This window comes from Enterococcus sp. AZ103 (assembly GCF_051714685.1).
GTDB lineage: Bacteria > Bacillota > Bacilli > Lactobacillales > Enterococcaceae > Enterococcus_A > Enterococcus_A alishanensis.
In genome coordinates this window covers 2,128,448-2,150,372 of sequence record NZ_JBIOSI010000001.1, presented here as the reverse complement: position 1 = coordinate 2,150,372, position 21,925 = coordinate 2,128,448, and the positions used below count along the sequence as shown (strand labels likewise).

Below are 21,925 nucleotides of genomic sequence, written 5' to 3'. Positions count from 1 at the left end.
TTTAGCGAATGACTACCGCAAATTTATCTGTTAACGTTTTTTCAATTCTCACCATAAAACTATTAATTTCTTCATCTGTCAGCGTTGCTTCAGCATTTACATAAGTTAAACTGTAGGCCACCGATTTTTTACCTGCCTCAATATTTTCTCCTTGATAAACATCAAATATTTTAATATCCGTCAAGAAACGATTAGCAGATTCTCGAATAGCAGCAACAATGTCTCCATTTGAAACAGTTTCATCCACTAGCATAGCAATGTCACGGCTTACTGCAGGATATTTTGAAACAGTCTGATAAACTAGAGCTGGTTTTTCTACCTCAACTAAAGCTTCAAAATTCAGTTCCATCACAAAAGTTGCTTTTAAATCATGGGCTTTAGCTAAACTAGGATGAACTTGACCAATCAAACCAATTTTTTGATCATCTAAATAAATCAATGCAGTTTGACCAGGATGCATTTCTTTTAAATCACTGGTTGCTTGATAGCTAATGCGATTTTTTAAGTTTAATGCTTTTACTAGATTTTCTAATAATCCTTTGATTTGATAAAAATCAACTGTTTCTGCTGTTTCTTGCCAAGATTTTTCTATTTTATCACCTGTAATAGCAAAGGCTAGATGCTTTTCTTCTTTTGGTAAATCTTTTTTGGGGTCATTGTCTTGATAAAAGACCCGTCCAAATTCATAAAAAGCCAGATCTTTACTTTTTCGAGCAGTATTGTAAGCTAAATCTTCCAATAATCCACTAATTAAATTCATCCGTAAAGTAGACCGTTCTTCACTCATTGGAAATGCTAATTCAGTCACTTTACTCTTTCTGAGCATAAATTGTTGTGCTTTTTCAGCAGTCGTTAAAGCATAACTAATCGCTTCTGATAAGCCACTACCTTCTAAAATACCACGAACTTTTCTAGTCAACTTTTGTTCATGAGTTAAAAAGCCAGCTACTGTCTGACCACTAGGTAATGTTGACGGAATATTATTGTAACCGTAAATACGAGCAACTTCTTCCATTAAATCCGCTTCAATTTTAATATCCCAACGGCGTGGAGGCACACTCACAGCAATTGTTTCACCTAATTCTTCATAAGAAAAATCTAACGCAGTGAAAACTTGATTGACTTGAGCTTGTGTTAATTCTGTCCCTAAAAATTGATTAATATGTTTCAAAGTTGTTGTCACTTCAATATTTTCAGGATGTACCTGACTGCCTTTAACAGAACCTTTTAAAATAGTTCCGCCAGCCAAATCTACCATCATTTGAGCAGCGACTTCGCCTGCTAAAGAAATTTCTGCTTGATTGATCCCTTTTTCAAAACGCATTGAAGATTCACTGCGTAAATTATATGTTTGTGAGGTCCGGCGAATTGAAGTGCTATCAAACATCGCGGATTCTAAAGCTACTGTCGTTGTTGTATTAGTGATTTCAGAATCTAATCCTCCCATCACACCAGCTAATGCTACAGGTTGTTGTCCATTAGTAATGACAATATTATTTGGTGAAAGTTTTCTTTCCACACCATCTAAAGTTGTTAACAGCTCATCTTGCTCTGCTCGGCGCACCAAAATTTCTTGACTGCCTAATTTATCATAATCAAATGCATGTAAAGGTTGACCAAATAATAGTAAAATATAGTTGGTAATATCTACCACATTTGAAATCGGACGAATACCTTCGTTCATTAAACGGTTTTGCAACCATTGTGGACTTGGGCCAATTTTTACATTTTCGATTACACGAATTTCATAATGAGGTGCATCTGCTTGATCAGTCACCGTTACTTTAATTTTTTCACTGGTTGCTTGTTCGCCTTCAATTAATTTTACCTCTGGAAAAACAGCTTTTTTGTTGTAAATTGCTGCAACTTCATGAGCAACACCACGAATACTTAAGGCATCTGCCCGATTTGGTGTGATGGAAAGATCAATAATTGTGTCATCCATTTCTAAATAAGGAAAAACTGGTTCGCCAACAACTGCTTCAGCAGGTAAAAAATAAATCCCGTCAGCAAATTCTTTAGGAATTACTGATTCGCTGTAACCAACTTCTTGTAAAGAACAAATCATCCCATTTGAAACTTGACCACGCATTTTACCTTTTTTAATTTTAACATTGCCAGTAATTCTTGAACCTGGTAAAGCAACAATCACTTTGACTCCGGCTTTAATATTCGGTGCACCGCAGACAATTTGAGACAATTCTGCTTCACCAATATCCACTTGGCAAATCGATAAGTGATCAGAATCAGGATGAGGAATACATTCTTTAACATCCCCTACCACAATTTTTTTCAAACCAGTTTCAGGTTGATGTAATCCCTCTACTTCAATTCCCGTTAAAGACAAGTGATCAGCTAAATCTTTTGGGTTAATATCTTTAATATTTACGTATTCATTTAACCATTTATAAGAAACTAACATTATTGCTTACTCCCCCTTAAATTGTTCTAAGAAGCGAACATCGTTGAGATAGAAATTTCGAATATCATTGACGCCATAGCGCAACATAGCAATACGATCTGGTCCTAAACCAAAAGCAAAACCAGAATAAATTGTTGGGTCAATACCTGACATTTCCAAAACATTTGGATGAACCATGCCCGCCCCCAAAATTTCAATCCAACCAGTATATTTACAAACATTACAACCTTTACCACCGCATTTAAAACAGCTCACATCTACCTCAACTGAAGGTTCTGTAAAAGGAAAATAACTTGGACGTAAACGCACATTACGATCTTCACCAAATAATGTTTTCAACATAGTTTCTAATGTACCTTTTAAATCTGCCATAGTAATACCTTTATCAATCACTAATCCTTCAATTTGATGAAATTGGTGGCTGTGAGTGGCATCATCAGTATCTCTGCGGAAAACTTTCCCCGGCGAAATCATTCTTAAGGCACCTTTTGAAAAGTCATGATCTTCCATTGTTCGTGCTTGAACTGGTGAAGTATGGGTCCGTAACAATAAATCATCCGATAAATAGAAGGTATCTTGCATGTCACGGGCAGGATGATCTTTAGGTAGATTCATCCGTTCAAAATTATAATGATCGGTTTCAACTTCATTACCTTCAATAATTTGATAACCCATTCCTACAAAAGTATCCTCAATTTCTTCCATGATTTGTGTTAATACGTGGCGACTCCCTTGAGAAATTTGTTTTCCAGGTAAAGTTACGTCAATAGTCTCTTTAGCTAAAGCCGCCTCTAAAGCGACTTGATTTAAAACAGTTTTCTTTTCTTCGATTGCTTCTGTTAATAAATCACGAATCTGATTGGCAAAAGCGCCAACTTTCGGACGTTCTTCCGCTGATAAATCTTTCATTCCTCGTAATACTTCAGTGATTGGTCCTTTTTTCCCTAAAGTTTCCACACGAATTTTTTCAACTTCAGCTAACTCTTTAGTAGCAGAAATTTTTTCAAGTGTGGCTGTTTTTAAATCTTCTAACTGCGTTTGTAAATCCATTTTCTTCTTCCTTTCCACAAAAAAAAGACCTCGTTTTCCTTTTAAAGGAACGAGGTCTCGCGTTACCATCCTAATTCGCCTATTGGCGCTCTTACTTATTCTAACGGCAATTTGCCGGTCTTAAAGACAAGCTCCAGAAGTGAACTTCATTTTTCTTTGACTTAATCTGCTTCCAGTCTACGGCAGATACTCCCTGAAAAGTTTTAAAAAAACTACTCTTTTCCATCAACGCTTTTTCGTATTCGATTAAATCTTATATTACAAGAAATTAACCTTTTACGCAAGTTCTTTAAGCCATCCAAGTTTCACCCCATGAATGAACTTCTGACATTACTTTTTCTAACGACAATCCTTTTTGAGTCAAACAATAATCCATCCGCTTCTGACCTTCACAGGAAATCACACGGCCAACAATTCCTTGCGCCTCTAATTCTTTTAAACGTTCCGTTAAAACTCGGTCGCTTACTTCTGGAATTTTGGCAGCTAAATCAACAAAACGTTGTGGTCCTTCTTCTAATAACACATCAATGATTAGACCGTTCCACTTTTTACCTAAAATTTGAAAACACTTTTCAAATGTCGGACAAAGTGTGAACTCAGTCATTTGTAATTCCGCCATCTTTCTCACCTCGATGTACGAATTATAGCACATCACTTACAAATAATAAGTATAAGTTGCTTAGAATTCTATTTTTCATAATAAGTTAATGATTTTATTTCCTCTTAAAAAAACTAAATTGATTTCACTAACCTTTTTTTGCTTGGCTTTTTCTAATGCTTCTTTGTACAAAGTTAATTGCCCTTTATAGCGATTGATTAATTCTTGTTCACGACTTTCACTATAATAATCTGTCTTAAAATCGTATAAAATAATCTCATTTGGATATTCCAAATAGCCATCAATGATCCCGTGAATTAAGATTTCGTCGTTATTTTGATAATCTTTAAAAATTTCATCTGCTGATAACAACATTGCAAAGGGTTCTTCTCGATGAAGTAAATCTGGTGTAGCCAACAGTTTTTTCCCTAAATCAGTTTCAAAAAAAGTTAAAATATTTTCTATTGAAAGGCTGTCAGCTAATTCTTGGCTTAAACTTTTTTGCGCAATCAATGATTCGATTAATACCCGAACACTTTTTTCAGTTGGTTGTGTGGATACATCGATCAATTGCATCACCAAATGTGTTGCCGTACCGATTTCAGCCGAACTAATTTCATCTGTTTGGACTAAAAATCGCGGCTCCGGTAGTTGGTTCTCGGTAAAGCGATAACGATTTTGATTCAAATTTTGATTGTCAGAAATATCTAATACTTCTCGATTATCAGGGTCATCGTATAATCGTTTTATTTCGGAAACTGACTGATAATTAGTAGTTTTCGTTGCTTCAGGAAAAATATATTGATAGCCGGCTTGTTGTAAAATCTGGCTAACATCAATTTCTTGATCATCTGCTTTAACTTTTGTAAAAACAGGCTGATAACTATTTGCTGTCTGAGCAATTTCTTGAGCATTAGCAAAAGTAATTTTAAACTTTGCAGGATGATGGTAAAGTGAATTTTTTTGGTTTATCGGATATTGTTGTTGATAATTTTCCATCGTTGCATGACGGAATAAACTTTGCCCAATCCAATCTAAAAAGACCCCTTGACCATTACGAATTGCGGTGTCTAAAACAATGTCTTCATTCGTTGCTGCCAATTGCCATTTTTTTAATGCCGCTTCTTGACTGTCATAGGAACCAACAATGAACAATTTTTGCTCAGCTCTCGTCAAAGCTACATACAGTTTTCGCATTTCTTCAGACAATAATTTATTATTTTTTTTCTTGGCAATTAATTTAAAGGCAATTGTTGTATAGTTTACCCTTGTAAAAGGATCTAAATACTTTATGCCAATACCGGCATGCTCGTCAAATATATATTTATTTCGTAAATCACTTAAATTAGCTTTTCGACTACTATTTAATAAGAATACTACCGGAAACTCCAAGCCTTTACTGGCATGAATTGTCATTACTGTCACTGCATCCCCAGTTTCTGTTGCAGGCGGTTCAGCCAAATCTTTTGACTTCTCCTGCATTTTTTCAATGAATCGAATAAACTGATACAAGCCTCGATAACTGCTCTTCTCATAATCCTTCGCGCGTTCTACTAATGCCAATAAATTTGCATGTCGTTGCTGACCAGCCGGCATTCCTAAAACATAATCTAAATAAGCTGTTTCTTGATAAATATTCAATAAAAGATCTACCATCGACGTACGATGAGATAGTTCCCGCCAATTATCCAATTGGTTCAGAAAAATATCAAGCTTTTGACTGATTTTATCTTCTTCAGTGACTTGATAGTTTTTAATTGCCGTAAAGAAATCTCCTTCGACCATTTTTAGCCGAATCGTTGCTAACTCTTGATCATCCAAATCAGTAATTGGTGACCGCAAAACTGCAGCTAATGGAATATCTTGAAAAGGATTGTCAATAATCTGCATTAATGCAACAATAATTCTTAGTTCGGTTGTTTGAAAATAGTTTTGGGCATCATTTACATTTAACGGAATCCCCATTTTCTTAAAGACGTCAATAATAGTTAGATGATTTTTTCGGGTTGGCGTCAATAAAACAATATCCCGATAATCTAAAGCACGATCAATACCCATTTTTTTATCAAAAATTTGGAATTTTTGATCTTTCATTTCACGAATTTTATTCGCAACTAAATAGATTTCCGCAGTCGCACTCTCATCGATCAAGTCATCTTCCTCGACTTTTTGTTCTGCAATTAAAAGCTCTGCTGAAAAATGATCCGACTCAGGAAAAGCCTTGGATCCTGCAATCAGTTCTTCTTGAGAACCATATTCAATCTGGCCCAGCTCTTTATCCATAATTTGTTTAAAAATCAAATTGGTAAAATCCAATACTTCTTTACGAGAGCGGAAATTATCTGGCAAAATAATCTTTCGGTTACCATCAAAATCAACATCGTTTTGGTAGCTTTCATATTTTTCAATAAACAATGTCGGATCAGCTAAACGGAAACCATAAATTGATTGTTTTACATCCCCAACCATGAACATATTTCCTGGATGCTCTTGGCTAACTGCTTGTAAAATTGTTTCTTGAAGTTGATTGATATCTTGATATTCATCAACTAAAACCTCTTTAAATTGAGTCCAATAATAATTTTTAGCAGGATAGGCTCCGTCAATTTCAGTTTCTAAAATTTTCAAAGCAAAATGTTCTAAGTCGTTGAAATCTAACAAGTTCTTACTCATTTTTCTCTCTGAGAATTGTTGGATAAAAGCTTTTTCTACTTCGATTAAGCCACTGACTAATTTTTCCGATTCTTTTAAGATTTCACCTTGTATTTCAAAAGGTTCAGAAAAATAATTCGGTAGGATGTTTTTTTGCAACTGATCTTTATTCAAATTTCGTAAATTTTGAATTTCCGCAAATTCTTCAGGATAGGCCTCTTTTACAGCCTTTATTTCTTTCTTTGTAGATGGAAATGTCTTAAAGGTAGTTGCTTGTATCACTTGATAAGCAATTGCCAAGTCCCCTTTTAATAAAGCTTCTTTAACCGTTAATACATGATTTAGTTCATCTTCTGCTAATTCAATAATTAAGGTTAAACCACCTATCGCTTGCGACCGTTGAATCATCAATTGATAGTTTTCAATCACACGATCTAATTCTGTTACAATCATAGGTCGCAATTGCTCGGTAAAAATTTTGGAGTGAGCAAATTCTCCATCAAACTGATAATTTTCTAACAGCGAGTCTAGCCATTTTTCCGGTTCAGAGTTGGCCCGAGCAAAATTGTACATGGACAAAATTAAATTTTCTAAACCACGATCATCTCGATCACTAGAAAAATTTTCAGTCAAGCGATAAAATTCGACTTCCTTTTTTTCATAATTTAGCTCACGGATACTATCCCATACTTCTTCTTTCAGCAAGATTGTTTCTGTTTCATCCGTTAACATACGATAATTTGGATCTAAATCAATTAAATAAAAAAATCGTTGAATCACTTTTGCACAAAAGGCATGTAAGGTGGAGATATTAGCCATCGGTAACTTACTTAATTGATGGTTGAAATAATTTCTTTCTTCAGAAGTTTTCGCCTCTTCAGCCGCCTGTTGAATCGCTTGCTGGATGCGTTCCTTCATCTCAGCAGCTGCAGCTTCAGTAAAAGTCACAACTAGCAAATCATCGACTGAAAAATTTTGCTGACGAATCTTTTCAATCACACGGCGGACCAAAACAGCTGTTTTACCTGAACCAGCTGAAGCAGAAACTAAAATATTGTCTCCTTGATCATAAATTGCCTGCCATTGCTGCTCCGTAAACATCACATCGGCTGTTCGTTCAGGAATAGGTATTTTTCTACTCATTGCCTTCTTCCTCCGTATTTCCCAGGTCTTTTAGCATCCGATCTAAAATTTCCTCCCGCTTCATTCTTTCAAAGCGGTGATACTGATTATCTGGCATCATGACGTCAAATTTACACACACTTTGGAATGGACAAAATTCACAAGCCCTTTTTTTCTCATTATCCAAAGTCGGATTCAATTTCAATTCTCCAGAAACAATTTGATCACCCGCTTGTTTTAAATTTTGTTTATTATAGTCTCTCAACAAATCAATTTCGTTTATATCATAGAAAGTTTGCTGATTGCGACCAATTGAGTAAGCTCCTTTTTTTGTCATTTCCAGTGGAAATAGAGAAGACTTCTCACCTTCTGCCAATTCTTTATCCATCTCTTTAAAAAGTGCTTCATCTTTAACAAACAGACCATTATATTTAAATTCTTTTAAAGTCTCCTCTGATACATTATCTGTCGGTTTAATCGTAGGATTTTGAACGTGGAAATAATAGGCACCTCCTGGTTTAACTGTTTTATTATTACCTTCAGAAAAATCAGTAATTGCTACATCTAAATAGGTGATTAGCTGCAATGCTAATCCATAATAGGCATCCGTTAACTTAAATCTTTGTTGACTAGATTTGTAATCCACTACGCTAAACCATTGATTTTCTTGATTTGTCACAGTATCAATTCGGTCAATTTTCCCTCGCAGATGTAGTGCTCCGCCATTTACTAATGGCAGATCTAATCCCCTAATACCTTTTTGACCAGCAAGCGATCCAAAAATTACCTCTGTTTTTTCTGTTTGGTAATTTGTCCGTTTACTTTGTTGCATTAAGCCCCAGCTAACCTTTTCAATCGTTTTCGCCAATTGATAACGAATATAGTTCATCCTTGGAGAACTGCTTAAAATTTCAAATTTTACCTTACCAAAAACTTCAGCTAATACGTCATCAGCGAGTTTTTGCCGTTGTTCATCACTAATTTTTGCTAAATTTAAATCATTCTCATTTAATTTTTTAAAGAAAATATCTAAGGCTTCATGATAAAAGTCGCCTTTTCCTGCTTGTGTCAATTCGTATAATGAACGCTCTTTTAGTTTAAGCCCATAATTTGCAAAATATTTAAACTGACAACTATAAAAATTCTCAATTCGTGAAACTGAGGCATACAACTCTTTTCCGTAAAGCTTTCCGGCAATATCTGGTCCCAAATCAAAGGGAACATTTGAATCGGTTAAACTAGCAAAAACTTTCCCAGCCAAATCGCCCACTTCAGCATTTTTTTTCAAACTTTGACTAAGCTTGGCCCATGCTGCCGATAATGGATATTGTTGGTCTTTACTCTGACGATTCAAATTTATTACATCACTAATCATAGTCCGAAACGTACCGACATACTCAGCCGGATTTGTTGTTAAATTCAAATTTTCAAATGAATAAATAGGAATAGCTAAACCTACATTCAGTCTTTTCAAAAACGGAGAAATCCCATAACTACTTTCCTCTACAATAGTAGCGTAACTTAAAAACAATTTTTCTGATGCTGATAAAAAAACACCATAGGCAACGTATGGTTCACTCATGATTTTTTGGCTATTGGCTTCTGGTAAGAACTTATCCTCTGGTAATTCCTGACTGAAAACTTCTCTTTCATCGGCAGTCAATAAACCAGTATCATCAAAGCGTGCAGGAAAATCATGATCATTTAGACCTAAAGCAAATGTCACCTTAGTTTGTTTACCGCGAATATCCAAACGATTAATTTGAACTTGATCTATCGTTGTCGGAATTTTTCCGTAATCTAAATTAACTAATCCAGCGACAAATATTTCTTGAAAAATATCCCAGTCAAAAATTTCATCGCCATAAATCAATACATACTCATCTAACAAATCTAATAAAGCTTGCCACGTCTGTTCATGATTACGAGCCTTTTCCAAGAATCCTCGTTCAACTTCTTGATCACGCCAATGTAACAATTGTTGCTTCACACCTACTCGATCTAAAAAATGATAAAAAATACTTGCTGCTGTACGACCATTTTCCGCTTTCTTTATTTCTTCAAAAAATGGGGGTAAGTATTCTTGAACCATTCGGCGTACTAAATTACTGTCATTTTCTATAGTTTCATTTGCATGATATTCGCCAGATTCAAAATCATAGTCCACAAATTTCCAGTCTTTTTCTCTCGTCCAATAGAAGCCTTTGAAATTGTATGCTAAAGCGACATTTTCAGTCTGATCAATTTTTTCTCGCAAGATTTTTTGTTCTAGCTTCCAAGTATTAGTAGCCCATTCAAAAGGGACAAATAACTCTGTCCTTAACAAACGAATGACATCTGTAATTTGGTAATTGTATTGATCAATTAAAAATAAGGCTTGTAAAAAGTCCAATAAAGGGTGTTCAGCCATTTTTTGTTTTTCATCTAAATAATAAGGGATTGCCAATTGGTTAAAAATTGTTGCAACAACACTGCGATAGCGATCATCATTGCGAACTAAAACTTGAATATCTTGATAACGATATCCTTGTTTAATTACTAGCTGTCGAATTTCATTACCCACTCGTCTGACTTCTTCAGCTAATGTAGTAGTCTGCCAAATTTGAATTGCTGCTGATGCCTGCAATTTTTCAGGCTTTTGTGTGCGCCAAAATTCACCAATCTGATTAAATACATTTTTTTTATTGACAGCAATTAAATCAAGCTGGATTGGGATTTTTTCACTACGTGCAGCTTGAACCAACTGATAATAAGTTTTGCCAGTTACTGAAAATAATTCTAGTGGATTAGGTAATTGGTCAACATAAGGTTGATCTACTTCTAAAGCTACTAAAAGTTGACTTTGAGCCATTAATGTTGTTAATACTTGCATTTCTTTTCCAGTAAAGCTGGTAAAACCGCTGACAATGAACAAATCGTCCACGCGTTTATTATCTGATAAATATTCACTTAATAATTGCAATGGGTCGTTATTTTCGACTTGATATTGAGCAAGCTCTTTTTCATAAGCAGATAAAATAGTTTGTAAATCTTGCATTTTTAAGCCAATATCAATCGTTTTATTTTCGGCTAACAATAATAAATCATCGACAGTCAGATTTCCTATTTGCATTTCTTGATAGAATTTCATGACTTCTTCAATAAAACCTGATTTATTAATTTCACCTCTAAAGATGACTAAGTCCATTTCTTTTTCTTTTAGGACTTTTCTTAAAACCATTGCATTACCAGCATCCGACAACTGATTACCAGGGATTTTCCCATCTTTTTGCAAAAAAAACCAAGCTAAACGGTTAAAACTAAATACTTGTCGGTTAATCGAGCTAAAAGTCCCTGTCTGTTGTGCTTCTTTCATCAAATGCAACAAATGGATTTCTTTTTCGAATTTATTATAATTGGGTACAATAAAAAAAACGCGGCCCGTTTGATGATTACTTAACCAACTTTCAGCAACTTCGACCATTTTTTGATCAGCATCACTTTGTCCAACGCTTCTAAGAAATTGTAAACTCATTTTTTCACCTCTTCTTTTTACATTATAACAATAAAAAAAAAAGACTAGCAAACATCTGCTAGTCAATAGTTCCGATTCTGTTAATCGGCCAGAAAACAAATTTCACATCAGCCATAATATCGTCTTCATCAATATAACCAATAATACGACCATCTTTTGAAATACGTCGATTGTCACCCAAAACAAATAATTTGCCTTCTGGCACTTTATCTGAGCCAAATAAATCTTTTAAAGTAAAATCATAAGTCAAAGGTTCTCCATCAGTTAATTCACTCTTATATTCATCTAAATAAGGTTCACTGTATTTCTTTCCGTTTATATATAATTGATCATCTCGATACTCAACAGTATCCCCTGGCAAACCAATCACACGCTTAATATAATTCTTTCCCGGTTCGTCTGGAGCTGGAAAAGTAACGATGTCATACCGTTTCACATCTGTATTTTTTAAAGCAATAACTCGTTCTCCATCAATCAAGGTTGGATCCATTGAATCTCCTTTTACAACCACCGGGGTAAAAACAAATTGCCGCAAACCAAAAAGTACAGCTGCCAAAATGACAAAATATATAATAGTTTTTACCACTTCTTTTAGCTTCATGTAACATCCTCCAATTATTCAATAATAACAGTTTAACATAGTCATTAAAAAATAGACTTATTTCAAGCTCTATTTAACAAATTTTTCGAATTAAATCGATAAGCATATTCTTTTACTTACTAAATGTAAGATGATATATTGAGTTTTGTAATTAATAGAAAGAAATGAGGAAATTCACATGTCACAATTTTTAGATGCCTTAAAAAATCGTCGTTCTATCTATGCTTTAGGACGCAACGTTAACTTATCACAAGAAGAGATTTCAACTACGATCAAGGAAGCTGTTAAACTAAGTCCCACTGACTTTAACGCACAAACTACAAGAGCAGTTATTTTGTTTGATGGTGCTCATGAAAAATTATGGGAAATCGTAGAAGCTGCTTTAAAACCAGTTACACCAGCAGAAGCATTTTCAAATACACAAGAAAAATTAGCGGGCTTTAAGAACGCTTATGGCACAGTATTATTCTTTAAAGAAAAAGATACTGTTAAAAACTTACAAGAACAATTCGAACTTTATGCGAATAACTTCCCTATCTGGGCAGAACAATCTAATGGTATCGCTCAAGCAAATACCTGGACTGCACTAGCGGCAGAAGGTCTTGGTGCAAACTTACAACATTACAACCCATTGATTGATGCAGAAGTTGCAAGCACTTGGAATATTCCGGCAAACTGGGAATTACGCGGCCAATTAGTTTTTGGTTCAAAAGAAGCAGAAGCTGGCGAAAAAGAATTTATGAACGATGAAGATCGGTTTAAAGTCATTAAATAAAAATATAGTCATGAAGTAAAAGAAAATTTACTTCATGACTTTTTTTATCTTACTACTACCGCATAGCGAGTCAAATTGTAACTTGCTTCAAAAGCATGACCTTCCACCCAGTATTGACCAGCATTCGGATCTGATACATGGTAACGATTGGTATGATTATCAAAGCCATCTAAGGTCATTACATGAGCATTATTAATTCCAGTTCCCCACCAATAATTGCCATAACGAGGAGCTGCAAAATCCAAAGTGACAAAAACTACCACAGGATTTCCTCCACGTAATTCTTCTTTTAATTCTTCTGGTGAATAGTCAGAAATATTTTCAACATTACCGTAACGACTTCCCCAAGCGGCTAGTGGTTTTGGATAGATTGATTGATATGTACCATTTAAAATTTGATCTGGTCTACCACCAAAACCATCGTTAGGATTTCCATTTGCTGCTAGAGGCATCTCATCAATGAAGCTTCTCAAGTTGTAATTATTTGCTTGTCCCTTTGTTTGAAGCGCCTGCAAAAGTGCTGCTGCTTCACAACCCATTGGATATCCTGCTGAGTTTTGATTAATGTAAGGTGCATTTAATGATGCACTATCACTAACTGTCGTTCCTTCACCGGTTGCTTTCCAAGAAACTCCTTCATTTTGCCAGCCAGCATGGATTAAATTATCTCGCTCAGTCACACTAGTTGTGTAATGATGAGCCCCAGCTTTTGCATTTTTATTATACAAACGATAAACATTGATTCCAGATTCTGGTGTATACCAAGAAATTCCTTCATCCTTCCAACCTTTGCTGATCAAATCATTTTTTTCTGTCTCTGATAAAGTGTAGTGATGGTCGCCAGCATTTTCATTATACAACCGATAAACGGATTGTCCTGTGTCGGTAGTTTGCCAGCCAGTTCCTTCATAACGCCAACCTGAACGCATCAAGTTTGTCTTTTCCTCATTATGAATCGTATAAAAATGTTCAGAACTATTGGTATTGTATAAACGATATAACGTGGCTGCTTGATTTTCTTGAGCAAATACTGCGATACCAATAAAAGCAGTCAACGCAAAACAACTCCAAAAAATTTTCTTCACACAATCATCTCCTTTAATAATTAGTATAACAAAAAAAGAAGATTAACCAAAAAGTCAATCTTCCGTAGTTACAATTTCTAATCTACTACCTTCTTTTAGATGTGTAGAAAAAAAGATAGCCAATTCGGTAATAGTTTCATCAAACAAAAGGACTGGTCCGCGACGATCTTTTCTAAAATAGTTAACCTTGACAAGTTGCGTTAGTTCATCTTCCATTAAAACCACTCTATCAATCTCTACTAATGGAATTCCTTTCAAGTCTAAACTATTTAAAATCAATCGATCTTCTGTTAGGCCCTTTTTATCTAAAACAAAGCTTAAAAGGATTAAGCCAGCTAAAATAGTTCTAATTCGCTGGTCTACATCTATTGCTTGGGTTACAGCCACCCAGATAAATACACCCATCAAAAATGGATATATCACGTATCTTTTTTTTGATGACGCTATCGGGATAATAATTGCCCGACGGTTTACAATTAAGTATAGATACAATACTAGTGTAAATACTAATAGTAAAATGGTAAAAAAATTCAATAATCTCACCTTTGCTTTTTATGAGATAAAGCTAGAATATCTAGCAACCACCATCTTAGCTTTTTCTTCCAATTGAAGTTGATCTGTTGGATTACAAGTTTCAATTCGTAAAACAGCAGTGTTTGTCATTTTTGAAACGACTTCCCCTTCAACATCTTCAATAAATCCAATAGGGTGACAACGGTATGTTTTACCTAATTCAATTTCTTCTTCATTCATAATAAATCCTCCAGTATCGATATTTTCTACTATCTAGCTTTTGGTTAAGTATTTTCGCAATTATAACGGACATCAAGATTCATTACAACCGAAAACACAGGATTTATATTGATTTATCTTTTTTTTATTCTTTTTTTTGATAAAAAAGTTGCTTTCAAGTTGATGTTATGCTTTTTTAAGAACGATTATTATTTAAAAAAATCGTCTTTTTTTGCCACCAAATTCTCATGATTATTTCTTTCTAAATAAAACATACTGGCAAGGCGCTATCTTTTTGCTATACTTGTAGTATTACAAATAAAAAAGGATGAGCTAAATGAATACAGCCAAACAACTTTACCAGTTTACCAAAAAATACCAAGTAAACTATAACCTGAATGAAGAAAAAGGTACTGCACTTTTTAGTTTATTCGTAAATGAATTCCCTAAAGTTGATTTTTCTTTTGCTTTCATCGGTTTTCATAAATATTACGGCCTAAAAAAACAAGAAGGCTTGACTGCTTATGGTATTTCAGGAAATACGTTATATGTTTTAAGTAAACAAAAAAGTTATCGCTATAATTTGCACCAAGCCACTGAAATTAGCGGTAAGAAAAAAATCAATGGCATCTTACTTACCTTAATGATTCGACAAGAAGAACTTCCGATTCAATTAGGTTTTTCAAATGGGAATCTTGTTCTTGCAGCCTTAAAACAAGGTGCAGGAAAATAATTTTATAGAAGCTAAACAAATTGTTTGGCTTCTAATTTTTTACTACCATCACGTTACATGGTGCATGGTTTACAACATATGAAGTTGTTGAGCCAATTACCATTTGTTCGATTGCACCCGTACCGGTTCCACCTATCATAATTAAATCTATTTCATTTTCTTCTGCATAATCAACAATTTTTCTTTTAGGACTCCCTGAAAGGACTACTTTTTCAAAATCGATTTGTGCTGGCTCATACTCTGCAATTAATTTATCAATTTCAATTTCGGCATTATTCGTATGAATGGTTAAAGAATCATTTACAAAAGCAGGATCGCCAAAAGCGTATTTTACATCTACCACCGCTAAGATTGTCACCTTCGCTTGATTTCTTTTGGCAACAGCCATTGTTTCTTTAAACGCCTCTGTTGATTGTTCAGAGCCGTCTACCGCAACTAAAATATTTTTATATTCTTCTTTCACAACTATCCCCTCCTTAAATTTAATTATAGACTAAATGAAGCGATAAAACATTTTTGAACCTTCTTAAATCGAAAAAGTTTTATTTTTTTGATAAATGACAATAAAATTTACTTGTCAGCAAGACAGATAATTTTTTTGTGCTATACTGTGAAAGGTAGAAATGTTTAAAGGAGTCTATTTATGGCGTTATTACTTACATTAATTCTTGATATCGCAATGTTTTTGATGCTGATTTACCGCATTGTAGGTGGCGATCAACTTATCTTTTTAATCACCACGATGTTGCAAGCATTATTCTTTTTTGATTTATTGGCTATCTTATTATTGCATCCCAAAAAAATCGAAACATCATCTGATTTTGATCCAGATATGAGTAGACGGGCTCGTAGAAAAAAGAAACCCAAGAAAAGAAAGAAAGCGACTGTCTGGATTACGTTTTTCTCCATGCTAATCGCTTTAGGTTTATTGATTTACTATGCTATTAATGTATACTTTATTTTCTTTTAGAACCTACAAAAAATGCGCAAAACTGTTTATACAGTTTTGCGCATTTTTTAATATAAACTAAGCAAAATACTTCCTAGTGCAAACAAACCACCGCTTAGAAGAAAATACTTTAATCTTCTTTGCTCAACTTCGTGAAAAACAATCATACCACCCATCATGGTGATTACAACCGCGACGGCTGAAATAAGGTAATTAATCTTTTGATCATAAAGTTTATCTAAAAAAAGATAGCCAATAGTTGATACACTAATTAACAAGCCAATAATCACATTATACCAACTTTTCTTTTGGACAAAGCTTTTCGGATTGGTTAGTAACACATAAACGATGGCACTTATAAACACACCCACCATCTGTGGAAAGTAAAATGAAAAGTTTCCAGTATTAATTACATTACTGATAGAAAAATACAAATTGAAACTAAAACTAGAAAAAAGTATGATAACCAAAGCTTGCAAGAATTTATTTCTTGTCGATTTCAGATCCCTAAATGCTAATATAAAAATAGCACCAATCATCAAAATACTCACAAGAACCAGTATTAATCCAGATACTCCATTAAACCCGTTAAAAATCAATTGGCTTAAATCAGAAATAATCAATTGCGATGCGACTGAAATAAGCATCATCTGTGTAACACCAATCATTTTTAAAGCTCTTAATTGCCCTAGTTGTCCAACTAAGAAAAAAAGACCAGATAAAAGACTCAGCATAAAAGATCCAAAACTAATTTTTTCTGGTGAAATAGATAAATATACCCCGCTACCAACAATCATTGCACCCATACCTACTCCCAAAATTTGGTTACTCAGTCGCCCACCTAGCCACTTCGCAAACAAAGGTTGAAGCCCCCAGCTAATCGCAGGGATTAATGCAATCATTATATTCATAAACTTGCTCCTAAATATTTAAGGTATCCTAATAACACCTCAAATCTAGAAAAAAAGCAAGAATATTCCTTTTTGGTAACGTCATCATTACTGTAAATTTAAATACTTAGTCTCTGACCACCATAACATTACACGGCGCATGATTGACAACATAATTTGCTACGGAACCCACCAAGATACGTTCAATTCTACCTTTACCAGTTGCTCCTAAGAAAATAAGATCAATATTTAGACTTTTTGGTAAATCTACAGTTAAATATTTTTTAGGATTTCCAACAGCAATCAGAATTTCTGCTTTAGGATAATCGATTTCTTTAATTTTTTTTGTCAATTCAGCATTAACAGAACTTTTCTCTTCCTCGATAACTTTATCTACGGGAATAGCTGTATTCATCAACAAATTACTATCATCAATGACAGAAACTAAGTACAATTTGGTATCATTTCGTTTGGCTGTCTCAACTGCCTCTAACAAAGCATTATCGGCTTGTTCTGATCCGTCCAGAGCTACTAAAATATTTCGATAGCTAGTTTTCATTTTGATCATCTCCTTTTCTTTTATTATAACACCTCGCAAAAAAAACAGTAAAAAAAGCTATGTTCACTAAATGAACATAACTTCACCTTTCCATCTTTTTTCGAATATTTTTTAATCTTGCTTTAATACTAGGATGATTGGACTGTAACATTTTTAAAAAGTTGTTGTTAGATTGATAAGTCATCTCAGTCAGCAAATAAAAGAAATTTTCCAATCCTTGCGCAAAACCTAGATATAAGGCTGTTTCATCTGCACGATATTCTTGCTGCTTACTTACTTGCGCCATTAAAAAGTGAATTAATTTATAGTAACGATAAAACAAATTCCTAGTAAAATTACTTATTGTTTTGAATAAATTTTTCCTTCTACCTATTAATAACAAACTAAAAATAAGACCAATTAAAAATACTATCACAATGAGCCAATGGAATATATACAACAATAAAAATGCCGAAGCTACATAACTGGTACGAATTAACAACAATCCTAATGTGTCACGATGGTACAAATGAGCATATTCATGCGCCAAAATTGCTTCTAATTGGTCCACCTCTACCAACTGCAACAAACCACGATACAAACAAATATCTCGATAACCTAACGCAAAAGCATTAATTTCCCGTTCATCGATTATCCACAACCTAGCCTTTTTGGCATTTGGATAACGTTTTAGTAATCGCTGATAAACAGCCCCATTGACAACTGACAAAAATTCAATTTCTGCAGGATCGTTTATTGTTCTACCTCCAATTTGTTTTCTTTTAAAATAAATTGATAAGGGAGAAAATTGATACACGGCTACAACTATAAAAATCAAAAGGCCTATTAAAACGATTTGTCCATAACTCTGATTGCGTATGGTGTTTAAAATAGTCCAATCCGCAGGAAAAATTCGATATATCAAAGAGCTACTACTAATTAAAAAAAATGTCGCTACACTAAAAAACAATGACAGCCACTGACTTGCAACAACGCGTGGTTTATTTTGCAAATAAATCTTCCTTCTTCAATTATTTTCATTAGTATAGCATTTGCTTTGTTAAGAAATCCAAATCTTAAAACCATTTAAACTTTCCTTCACAATATCTTTAGCTGAATAAGTCAAGTTATGGTACTATTATTTTCAGAAAAGGAGGAATGAAAAATGGATGAAATTTCAACAAAAATTGTTCCAAGAGAAATTAAAGGCTGGAATTGGGGCGCCTTTATGTACAACATCTTTTGGGGAATCGGAAATCAAACATATTTACCATTACTTTGTTTAATTCCACTCTTTAATATTGTTTGGATCTTTGTTTGTGGGTTTAAAGGGAATGAATGGGCTTGGCAAAAAGGGAATTATCAAGATGTCGAAACCTTTTTGGCAGTTCAAAAAACATGGAATCGTGCTGGCTTAGTGCAATTCATTATAGCAATCGCTGGAGTAATCCTTTATTTCTTATTTTTTGCAGCATTAATTTCGAGTTTTTTTAATGGTTATTATAACTATTAAAACTCTGACCAAGACATCTCTGTCTTGGTCTTTTTACATAAAAAATTTCTAACACAACCTATTTCATCTATAACAATCACTTTTTTCCATCTGAATTAAAGATTGATTCACCTCGCTTAAAATTACATTATATTTAAATCCCACTCTATATAAAGCAAATAAAAAAAAGATTTCAAAAAATTAAATAACAAAAATATCAGATATTAAAATCTCTTTTCTTATACTTCCAAACATTTTTCTATCTATGAGAGTACCTTCAGTTTAATATCATCTGCATATAGGGGGGAATTTGCAGAATAAAAGCCGGGGGATAAATCTAATGACATCTCCTAAGACCATATTGAATAATTTATCAAAGAATTATTCTGATGATTTATAGCATTTGTTCAAGTCAAGAAAATATTGGAGGAATAAAAATGAGTGGGAAAAAATATAATTTGTTAAATAAGCAAACAAGGGCTTTATCAAAGACAAAACAAAAAAGAATCGCTATTTCACTAATTTCATTAGCTGTATTAGGTACAAGTGGTTTCGCGGTAATCCACAGTTCATCATCTGCTAACGCTGAGACAGCACCCGTAGTGACTGCTATTGAAACTGGTGATGTACAACAAGCGATTGATAATAATATTAAAGACTCTCTATATGTTCCAAAAACTATAATTGACAGTGCATATTCAAACGGCACTGGTCCTTTCCTTGCTGGAGTAAATTCATCAATTCCTTTTGAAGAATTTGGTGGCGATGGTATGTTGACTAGATTATTGCTGAAATCTTCAGATGGTGCACCTTGGTCAAACAATGGTACTGGCATGAATACTGCATTACCCCCTGTCGCTGATCTACAAAATGGTACTTATACTTATCAAGTAGATTTAGATGGTGAAGCTGCAGGATTAACAGGAGAACCGTTAATTCAAGCGCTACAAACTAGCACAGCAACTTCATATAACGCAACTGTCAGAGTATTTGAGACAGGTAATCCAACCGAAGTTGCTACAAAAAATGTTACATTAAATATCGGTACCAATAATCTTCAACAGCAACTAGATACTAATATAAAAGACTCTATCGATGTATCTACCAGTGCAATTACAAATGCTGTTAACCCTGGACCATTTACTGCTGGTGTCAATGAAACGATCCCATTTGAAGACTTCGGTGGTGATGGTATGTTGACTAGATTACTATTGAATTCTTCAGACAGTGCTCCTTGGTCTGATAATGGCACTGCTGGAAATGCTGCTTTACTACCAGCTGCTGATTTCCAAGCTGATCAATATACTTATCAGGTCACACTTGATGGCGCTGCTGAAGGTTTAATGGGGGCTGAATTAATTAAAGCACTTCAAGAAAATCCTGGGCAATATAATGCAACAATCAATGTTTATACTGTTGGAACAACAGATATTGTAGCAACTAAAATGGCAACTGTAAATATTGATCAAAGTATTCAAAATACCGTAGCTGAAAATACAAAGGATAGTGTTAAAGTTCCCGGCGAATATCTTTCTAGTGCAAATTTCCCTGGCCCATTTACAGCTGGTGTCAACAAAATCATTCCTTTTGAAGACTTTGGCGGAGATGGCATGTTAACGCGATTAATTTTGGGTTCTTCCGAAGGTGCCCCTTGGTCTAATAACGGTACTGCTGGAAATGTTGCTTTGTTACCAACTGAAACTTTAGAAAGTAACAAGTATTTTTATGAGGTCGATTTAGATGGCGCTGCTGCCGGAAAAACCGATGCAGAACTATTAGCTGCTTTAAAAGCGAATCCAGGAGAATATAATGCAACGATAAAAGTTTATGGTTCAACAAATCCGCTAAGTCGAGCGGTTGATCAAAACAATCTGATTGCCGAAAAAAATATCTCAATTAATTTAGAAGCTCCAGTTATGCAAGGACTTCCTTTATATCGTGCATATAATCCTAATTCCGGTGAACATTTTTATACTGGAAGCAAAGCTGAGTTCGATTATATTGTAAATCTTGGCTGGGTCGACGAAGGTACTGCTTGGCAAACAGCTGAAACTGGCACACCTGTATATCGCCTATACAACCCTAACTCTGGTGAACATTTCTACACGATGAATGAGAAAGAATATAATTCAGTGGCTAAGGAAGGTTGGGCTAAGGAAGGTATTGCCTTCTACTCTGATGTAAACGAAGGTACACCTATTTACCGTAGCTTTAATCCAAATGCACGTGGCGCTGGCTCTCATTTATACACTGCTTCATCCGCTGAACAAGATTTCATCCACAGTAATGGCTGGATTGATGAAGGAATCGCCTTCTACGGAGTTAAATAATTTTTAAATCGAAAATCTTCAGTGAGAACTGGAGGCTTTTTTATGTAAACAATAAATTTCTAATCATTCAATCGCTATAAATTTCTGAATTGCCAAAAATCTGTTAAAATTATATGGTAGAAATCATTCAGAAAAGAGCTGACAGTCAATGTTAGGAATCGATCAAGAATTAGACCAACTATACGAAGAAGCACAAAAAAATGGAGAAGCTGTTATCAAAAGTCGACGAATAGCTAAAAATTATGGATGTTGCAGCACTAATTCACCAATTATCGAGAAATATCGCATCAAAAATTCCAAAAATGAAACTTCTCTTTTTATCTGGGGTAAATTGGCTGTTAAAATAAATCTTGAGACGAGAAAAGTTATTATTGACAAAGAAGCAGCCACCTCCAATTATGAAGAAAAAGTTATTGATTGGTTTGTAGAAAAAATGAAATAA

The 21,925-nt window shown here is 34.3% G+C and carries 19 protein-coding genes and 1 other annotated feature; of the genes, 6 read left to right on the top strand and 13 right to left on the bottom strand.

Translation table 11 applies throughout. The annotated features are described in order from the left end of the window. Window position 1: 1 nt before the first annotated feature. From pheT to lepB, 6 genes are all read right to left on the bottom strand, one after another. Window positions 2-2,422, bottom strand: a complete 2,421-nt coding sequence (gene pheT, locus ID741_RS10820; protein WP_438719978.1) for a phenylalanine--tRNA ligase subunit beta — start codon at window positions 2,420-2,422, stop codon at window positions 2-4. Between the two features lie 6 nt (window positions 2,423-2,428). Beyond that, window positions 2,429-3,472, bottom strand: coding sequence for a phenylalanine--tRNA ligase subunit alpha (gene pheS / locus ID741_RS10815; protein ID WP_218325182.1), 1,044 nt, complete (start codon window positions 3,470-3,472; stop codon window positions 2,429-2,431). Window positions 3,473-3,514: 42 nt separating this feature from the next. Then, window positions 3,515-3,710, bottom strand: a binding site (T-box leader). A gap of 51 nt (window positions 3,711-3,761) precedes the next feature. Then, window positions 3,762-4,091 carry a winged helix-turn-helix transcriptional regulator gene (locus ID741_RS10810; protein WP_218325181.1) on the bottom strand — a complete coding sequence of 110 codons (330 nt, stop codon included), beginning with the start codon at window positions 4,089-4,091 and terminating at the stop codon, window positions 3,762-3,764. A gap of 75 nt (window positions 4,092-4,166) precedes the next feature. Beyond that, complete coding sequence (gene addA, locus ID741_RS10805) at window positions 4,167-7,865, bottom strand: helicase-exonuclease AddAB subunit AddA (RefSeq protein WP_438719977.1); 3,699 nt, start codon at window positions 7,863-7,865, stop codon at window positions 4,167-4,169. Further along, window positions 7,858-11,358: a PD-(D/E)XK nuclease family protein gene (locus ID741_RS10800; RefSeq protein ID WP_438719976.1), complete on the bottom strand. Its 3,501-nt coding sequence runs from the start codon at window positions 11,356-11,358 to the stop codon at window positions 7,858-7,860. Before ID741_RS10800 ends, addA begins: the two co-directional genes overlap by 8 nt. Window positions 11,359-11,416: 58 nt before the next feature. Continuing rightward, window positions 11,417-11,959 (bottom strand): signal peptidase I, encoded by a 543-nt coding sequence (gene lepB, locus ID741_RS10795; protein ID WP_218325178.1) that lies wholly within the window; start codon window positions 11,957-11,959, stop codon window positions 11,417-11,419. 178 nt (window positions 11,960-12,137) lie between these two features. On the opposite strand from lepB, the gene ID741_RS10790 reads away from it, so the two are divergent. Beyond that, window positions 12,138-12,734, top strand: a complete 597-nt coding sequence (locus ID741_RS10790) for a nitroreductase family protein (protein ID WP_438719975.1) — start codon at window positions 12,138-12,140, stop codon at window positions 12,732-12,734. A gap of 44 nt (window positions 12,735-12,778) precedes the next feature. Here the strand turns inward: ID741_RS10790 and ID741_RS10785 are convergent, their stop codons facing one another. The 3 genes from ID741_RS10785 to ID741_RS10775 are packed head-to-tail and all read right to left on the bottom strand — an operon-like array spanning window position 12,779 to window position 14,572. Further along, window positions 12,779-13,819 (bottom strand): C39 family peptidase, encoded by a 1,041-nt coding sequence (locus ID741_RS10785; RefSeq protein ID WP_438719974.1) that lies wholly within the window; start codon window positions 13,817-13,819, stop codon window positions 12,779-12,781. 54 nt (window positions 13,820-13,873) lie between these two features. Continuing rightward, window positions 13,874-14,353, bottom strand: coding sequence for a hypothetical protein (locus ID741_RS10780; RefSeq protein ID WP_438719973.1), 480 nt, complete (start codon window positions 14,351-14,353; stop codon window positions 13,874-13,876). 18 nt (window positions 14,354-14,371) lie between these two features. After that, the gene (locus tag ID741_RS10775; protein WP_218325175.1) at window positions 14,372-14,572 is read right to left on the bottom strand and encodes a hypothetical protein; all 201 of its coding nucleotides are present in this window, start codon (window positions 14,570-14,572) and stop codon (window positions 14,372-14,374) included. A gap of 316 nt (window positions 14,573-14,888) precedes the next feature. Between ID741_RS10775 and ID741_RS10770 the strand changes: the two genes are divergently transcribed. After that, window positions 14,889-15,284 (top strand): hypothetical protein, encoded by a 396-nt coding sequence (locus tag ID741_RS10770; protein ID WP_218325174.1) that lies wholly within the window; start codon window positions 14,889-14,891, stop codon window positions 15,282-15,284. Between the two features lie 31 nt (window positions 15,285-15,315). Here the strand turns inward: ID741_RS10770 and ID741_RS10765 are convergent, their stop codons facing one another. After that, window positions 15,316-15,747, bottom strand: a complete 432-nt coding sequence (locus ID741_RS10765; protein ID WP_218325173.1) for a universal stress protein — start codon at window positions 15,745-15,747, stop codon at window positions 15,316-15,318. A 180-nt stretch (window positions 15,748-15,927) separates the two neighbouring features. Between ID741_RS10765 and ID741_RS10760 the strand changes: the two genes are divergently transcribed. Next, window positions 15,928-16,254, top strand: coding sequence for a hypothetical protein (locus ID741_RS10760; protein WP_218325172.1), 327 nt, complete (start codon window positions 15,928-15,930; stop codon window positions 16,252-16,254). A 47-nt stretch (window positions 16,255-16,301) separates the two neighbouring features. Here the strand turns inward: ID741_RS10760 and ID741_RS10755 are convergent, their stop codons facing one another. The 3 genes from ID741_RS10755 to ID741_RS10745 all read right to left on the bottom strand — a co-directional run bounded on the left by ID741_RS10755 (window position 16,302) and on the right by ID741_RS10745 (window position 18,673). After that, window positions 16,302-17,144, bottom strand: coding sequence for a GRP family sugar transporter (locus tag ID741_RS10755; RefSeq protein ID WP_438719972.1), 843 nt, complete (start codon window positions 17,142-17,144; stop codon window positions 16,302-16,304). Window positions 17,145-17,250: 106 nt separating this feature from the next. After that, complete coding sequence (locus tag ID741_RS10750) at window positions 17,251-17,682, bottom strand: universal stress protein (protein WP_218325170.1); 432 nt, start codon at window positions 17,680-17,682, stop codon at window positions 17,251-17,253. Between the two features lie 82 nt (window positions 17,683-17,764). Then, on the bottom strand, window positions 17,765-18,673 hold the full coding sequence (locus tag ID741_RS10745; RefSeq protein WP_438719971.1) for a M48 family metalloprotease: 909 nt from the start codon (window positions 18,671-18,673) through the stop codon (window positions 17,765-17,767). Between the two features lie 153 nt (window positions 18,674-18,826). Here ID741_RS10745 and ID741_RS10740 point away from each other — a divergent pair, with 153 nt between their 5' ends. The 3 genes from ID741_RS10740 (at window position 18,827) to ID741_RS10730 (ending at window position 21,925) form a co-directional block, all read left to right on the top strand. Beyond that, window positions 18,827-19,174, top strand: a complete 348-nt coding sequence (locus ID741_RS10740) for a ribonuclease G (protein ID WP_218325168.1) — start codon at window positions 18,827-18,829, stop codon at window positions 19,172-19,174. 416 nt (window positions 19,175-19,590) lie between these two features. Further along, window positions 19,591-21,483, top strand: a complete 1,893-nt coding sequence (locus ID741_RS10735) for an SSURE domain-containing protein (RefSeq protein ID WP_438719970.1) — start codon at window positions 19,591-19,593, stop codon at window positions 21,481-21,483. A gap of 148 nt (window positions 21,484-21,631) precedes the next feature. Beyond that, the gene (locus ID741_RS10730; RefSeq protein WP_218325166.1) at window positions 21,632-21,925 is read left to right on the top strand and encodes a hypothetical protein; all 294 of its coding nucleotides are present in this window, start codon (window positions 21,632-21,634) and stop codon (window positions 21,923-21,925) included.

What these genes read in the sequence shown, in the direction of transcription:
- ID741_RS10735 (WP_438719970.1), top strand. Translation starts at nt 19,591, where the DNA reads ATGAGTGGGAAAAAATATAATTTGTTAAATAAGCAAACAAGGGCTTTA.
- ID741_RS10800 (WP_438719976.1), bottom strand. Translation starts at nt 11,358, where the DNA reads ATGAGTTTACAATTTCTTAGAAGCGTTGGACAAAGTGATGCTGATCAA.
- pheT (WP_438719978.1), bottom strand. Translation starts at nt 2,422, where the DNA reads ATGTTAGTTTCTTATAAATGGTTAAATGAATACGTAAATATTAAAGAT.
- pheS (WP_218325182.1), bottom strand. Translation starts at nt 3,472, where the DNA reads ATGGATTTACAAACGCAGTTAGAAGATTTAAAAACAGCCACACTTGAA.
- ID741_RS10740 (WP_218325168.1), top strand. Translation starts at nt 18,827, where the DNA reads ATGGATGAAATTTCAACAAAAATTGTTCCAAGAGAAATTAAAGGCTGG.
- ID741_RS10750 (WP_218325170.1), bottom strand. Translation starts at nt 17,682, where the DNA reads ATGAAAACTAGCTATCGAAATATTTTAGTAGCTCTGGACGGATCAGAA.
- ID741_RS10770 (WP_218325174.1), top strand. Translation starts at nt 14,889, where the DNA reads ATGAATACAGCCAAACAACTTTACCAGTTTACCAAAAAATACCAAGTA.
- addA (WP_438719977.1), bottom strand. Translation starts at nt 7,865, where the DNA reads ATGAGTAGAAAAATACCTATTCCTGAACGAACAGCCGATGTGATGTTT.
- ID741_RS10755 (WP_438719972.1), bottom strand. Translation starts at nt 17,144, where the DNA reads ATGAATATAATGATTGCATTAATCCCTGCGATTAGCTGGGGGCTTCAA.
- lepB (WP_218325178.1), bottom strand. Translation starts at nt 11,959, where the DNA reads ATGAAGCTAAAAGAAGTGGTAAAAACTATTATATATTTTGTCATTTTG.
- ID741_RS10760 (WP_218325172.1), top strand. Translation starts at nt 15,928, where the DNA reads ATGGCGTTATTACTTACATTAATTCTTGATATCGCAATGTTTTTGATG.
- ID741_RS10810 (WP_218325181.1), bottom strand. Translation starts at nt 4,091, where the DNA reads ATGGCGGAATTACAAATGACTGAGTTCACACTTTGTCCGACATTTGAA.
- ID741_RS10790 (WP_438719975.1), top strand. Translation starts at nt 12,138, where the DNA reads ATGTCACAATTTTTAGATGCCTTAAAAAATCGTCGTTCTATCTATGCT.
- ID741_RS10775 (WP_218325175.1), bottom strand. Translation starts at nt 14,572, where the DNA reads ATGAATGAAGAAGAAATTGAATTAGGTAAAACATACCGTTGTCACCCT.
- ID741_RS10730 (WP_218325166.1), top strand. Translation starts at nt 21,632, where the DNA reads ATGTTAGGAATCGATCAAGAATTAGACCAACTATACGAAGAAGCACAA.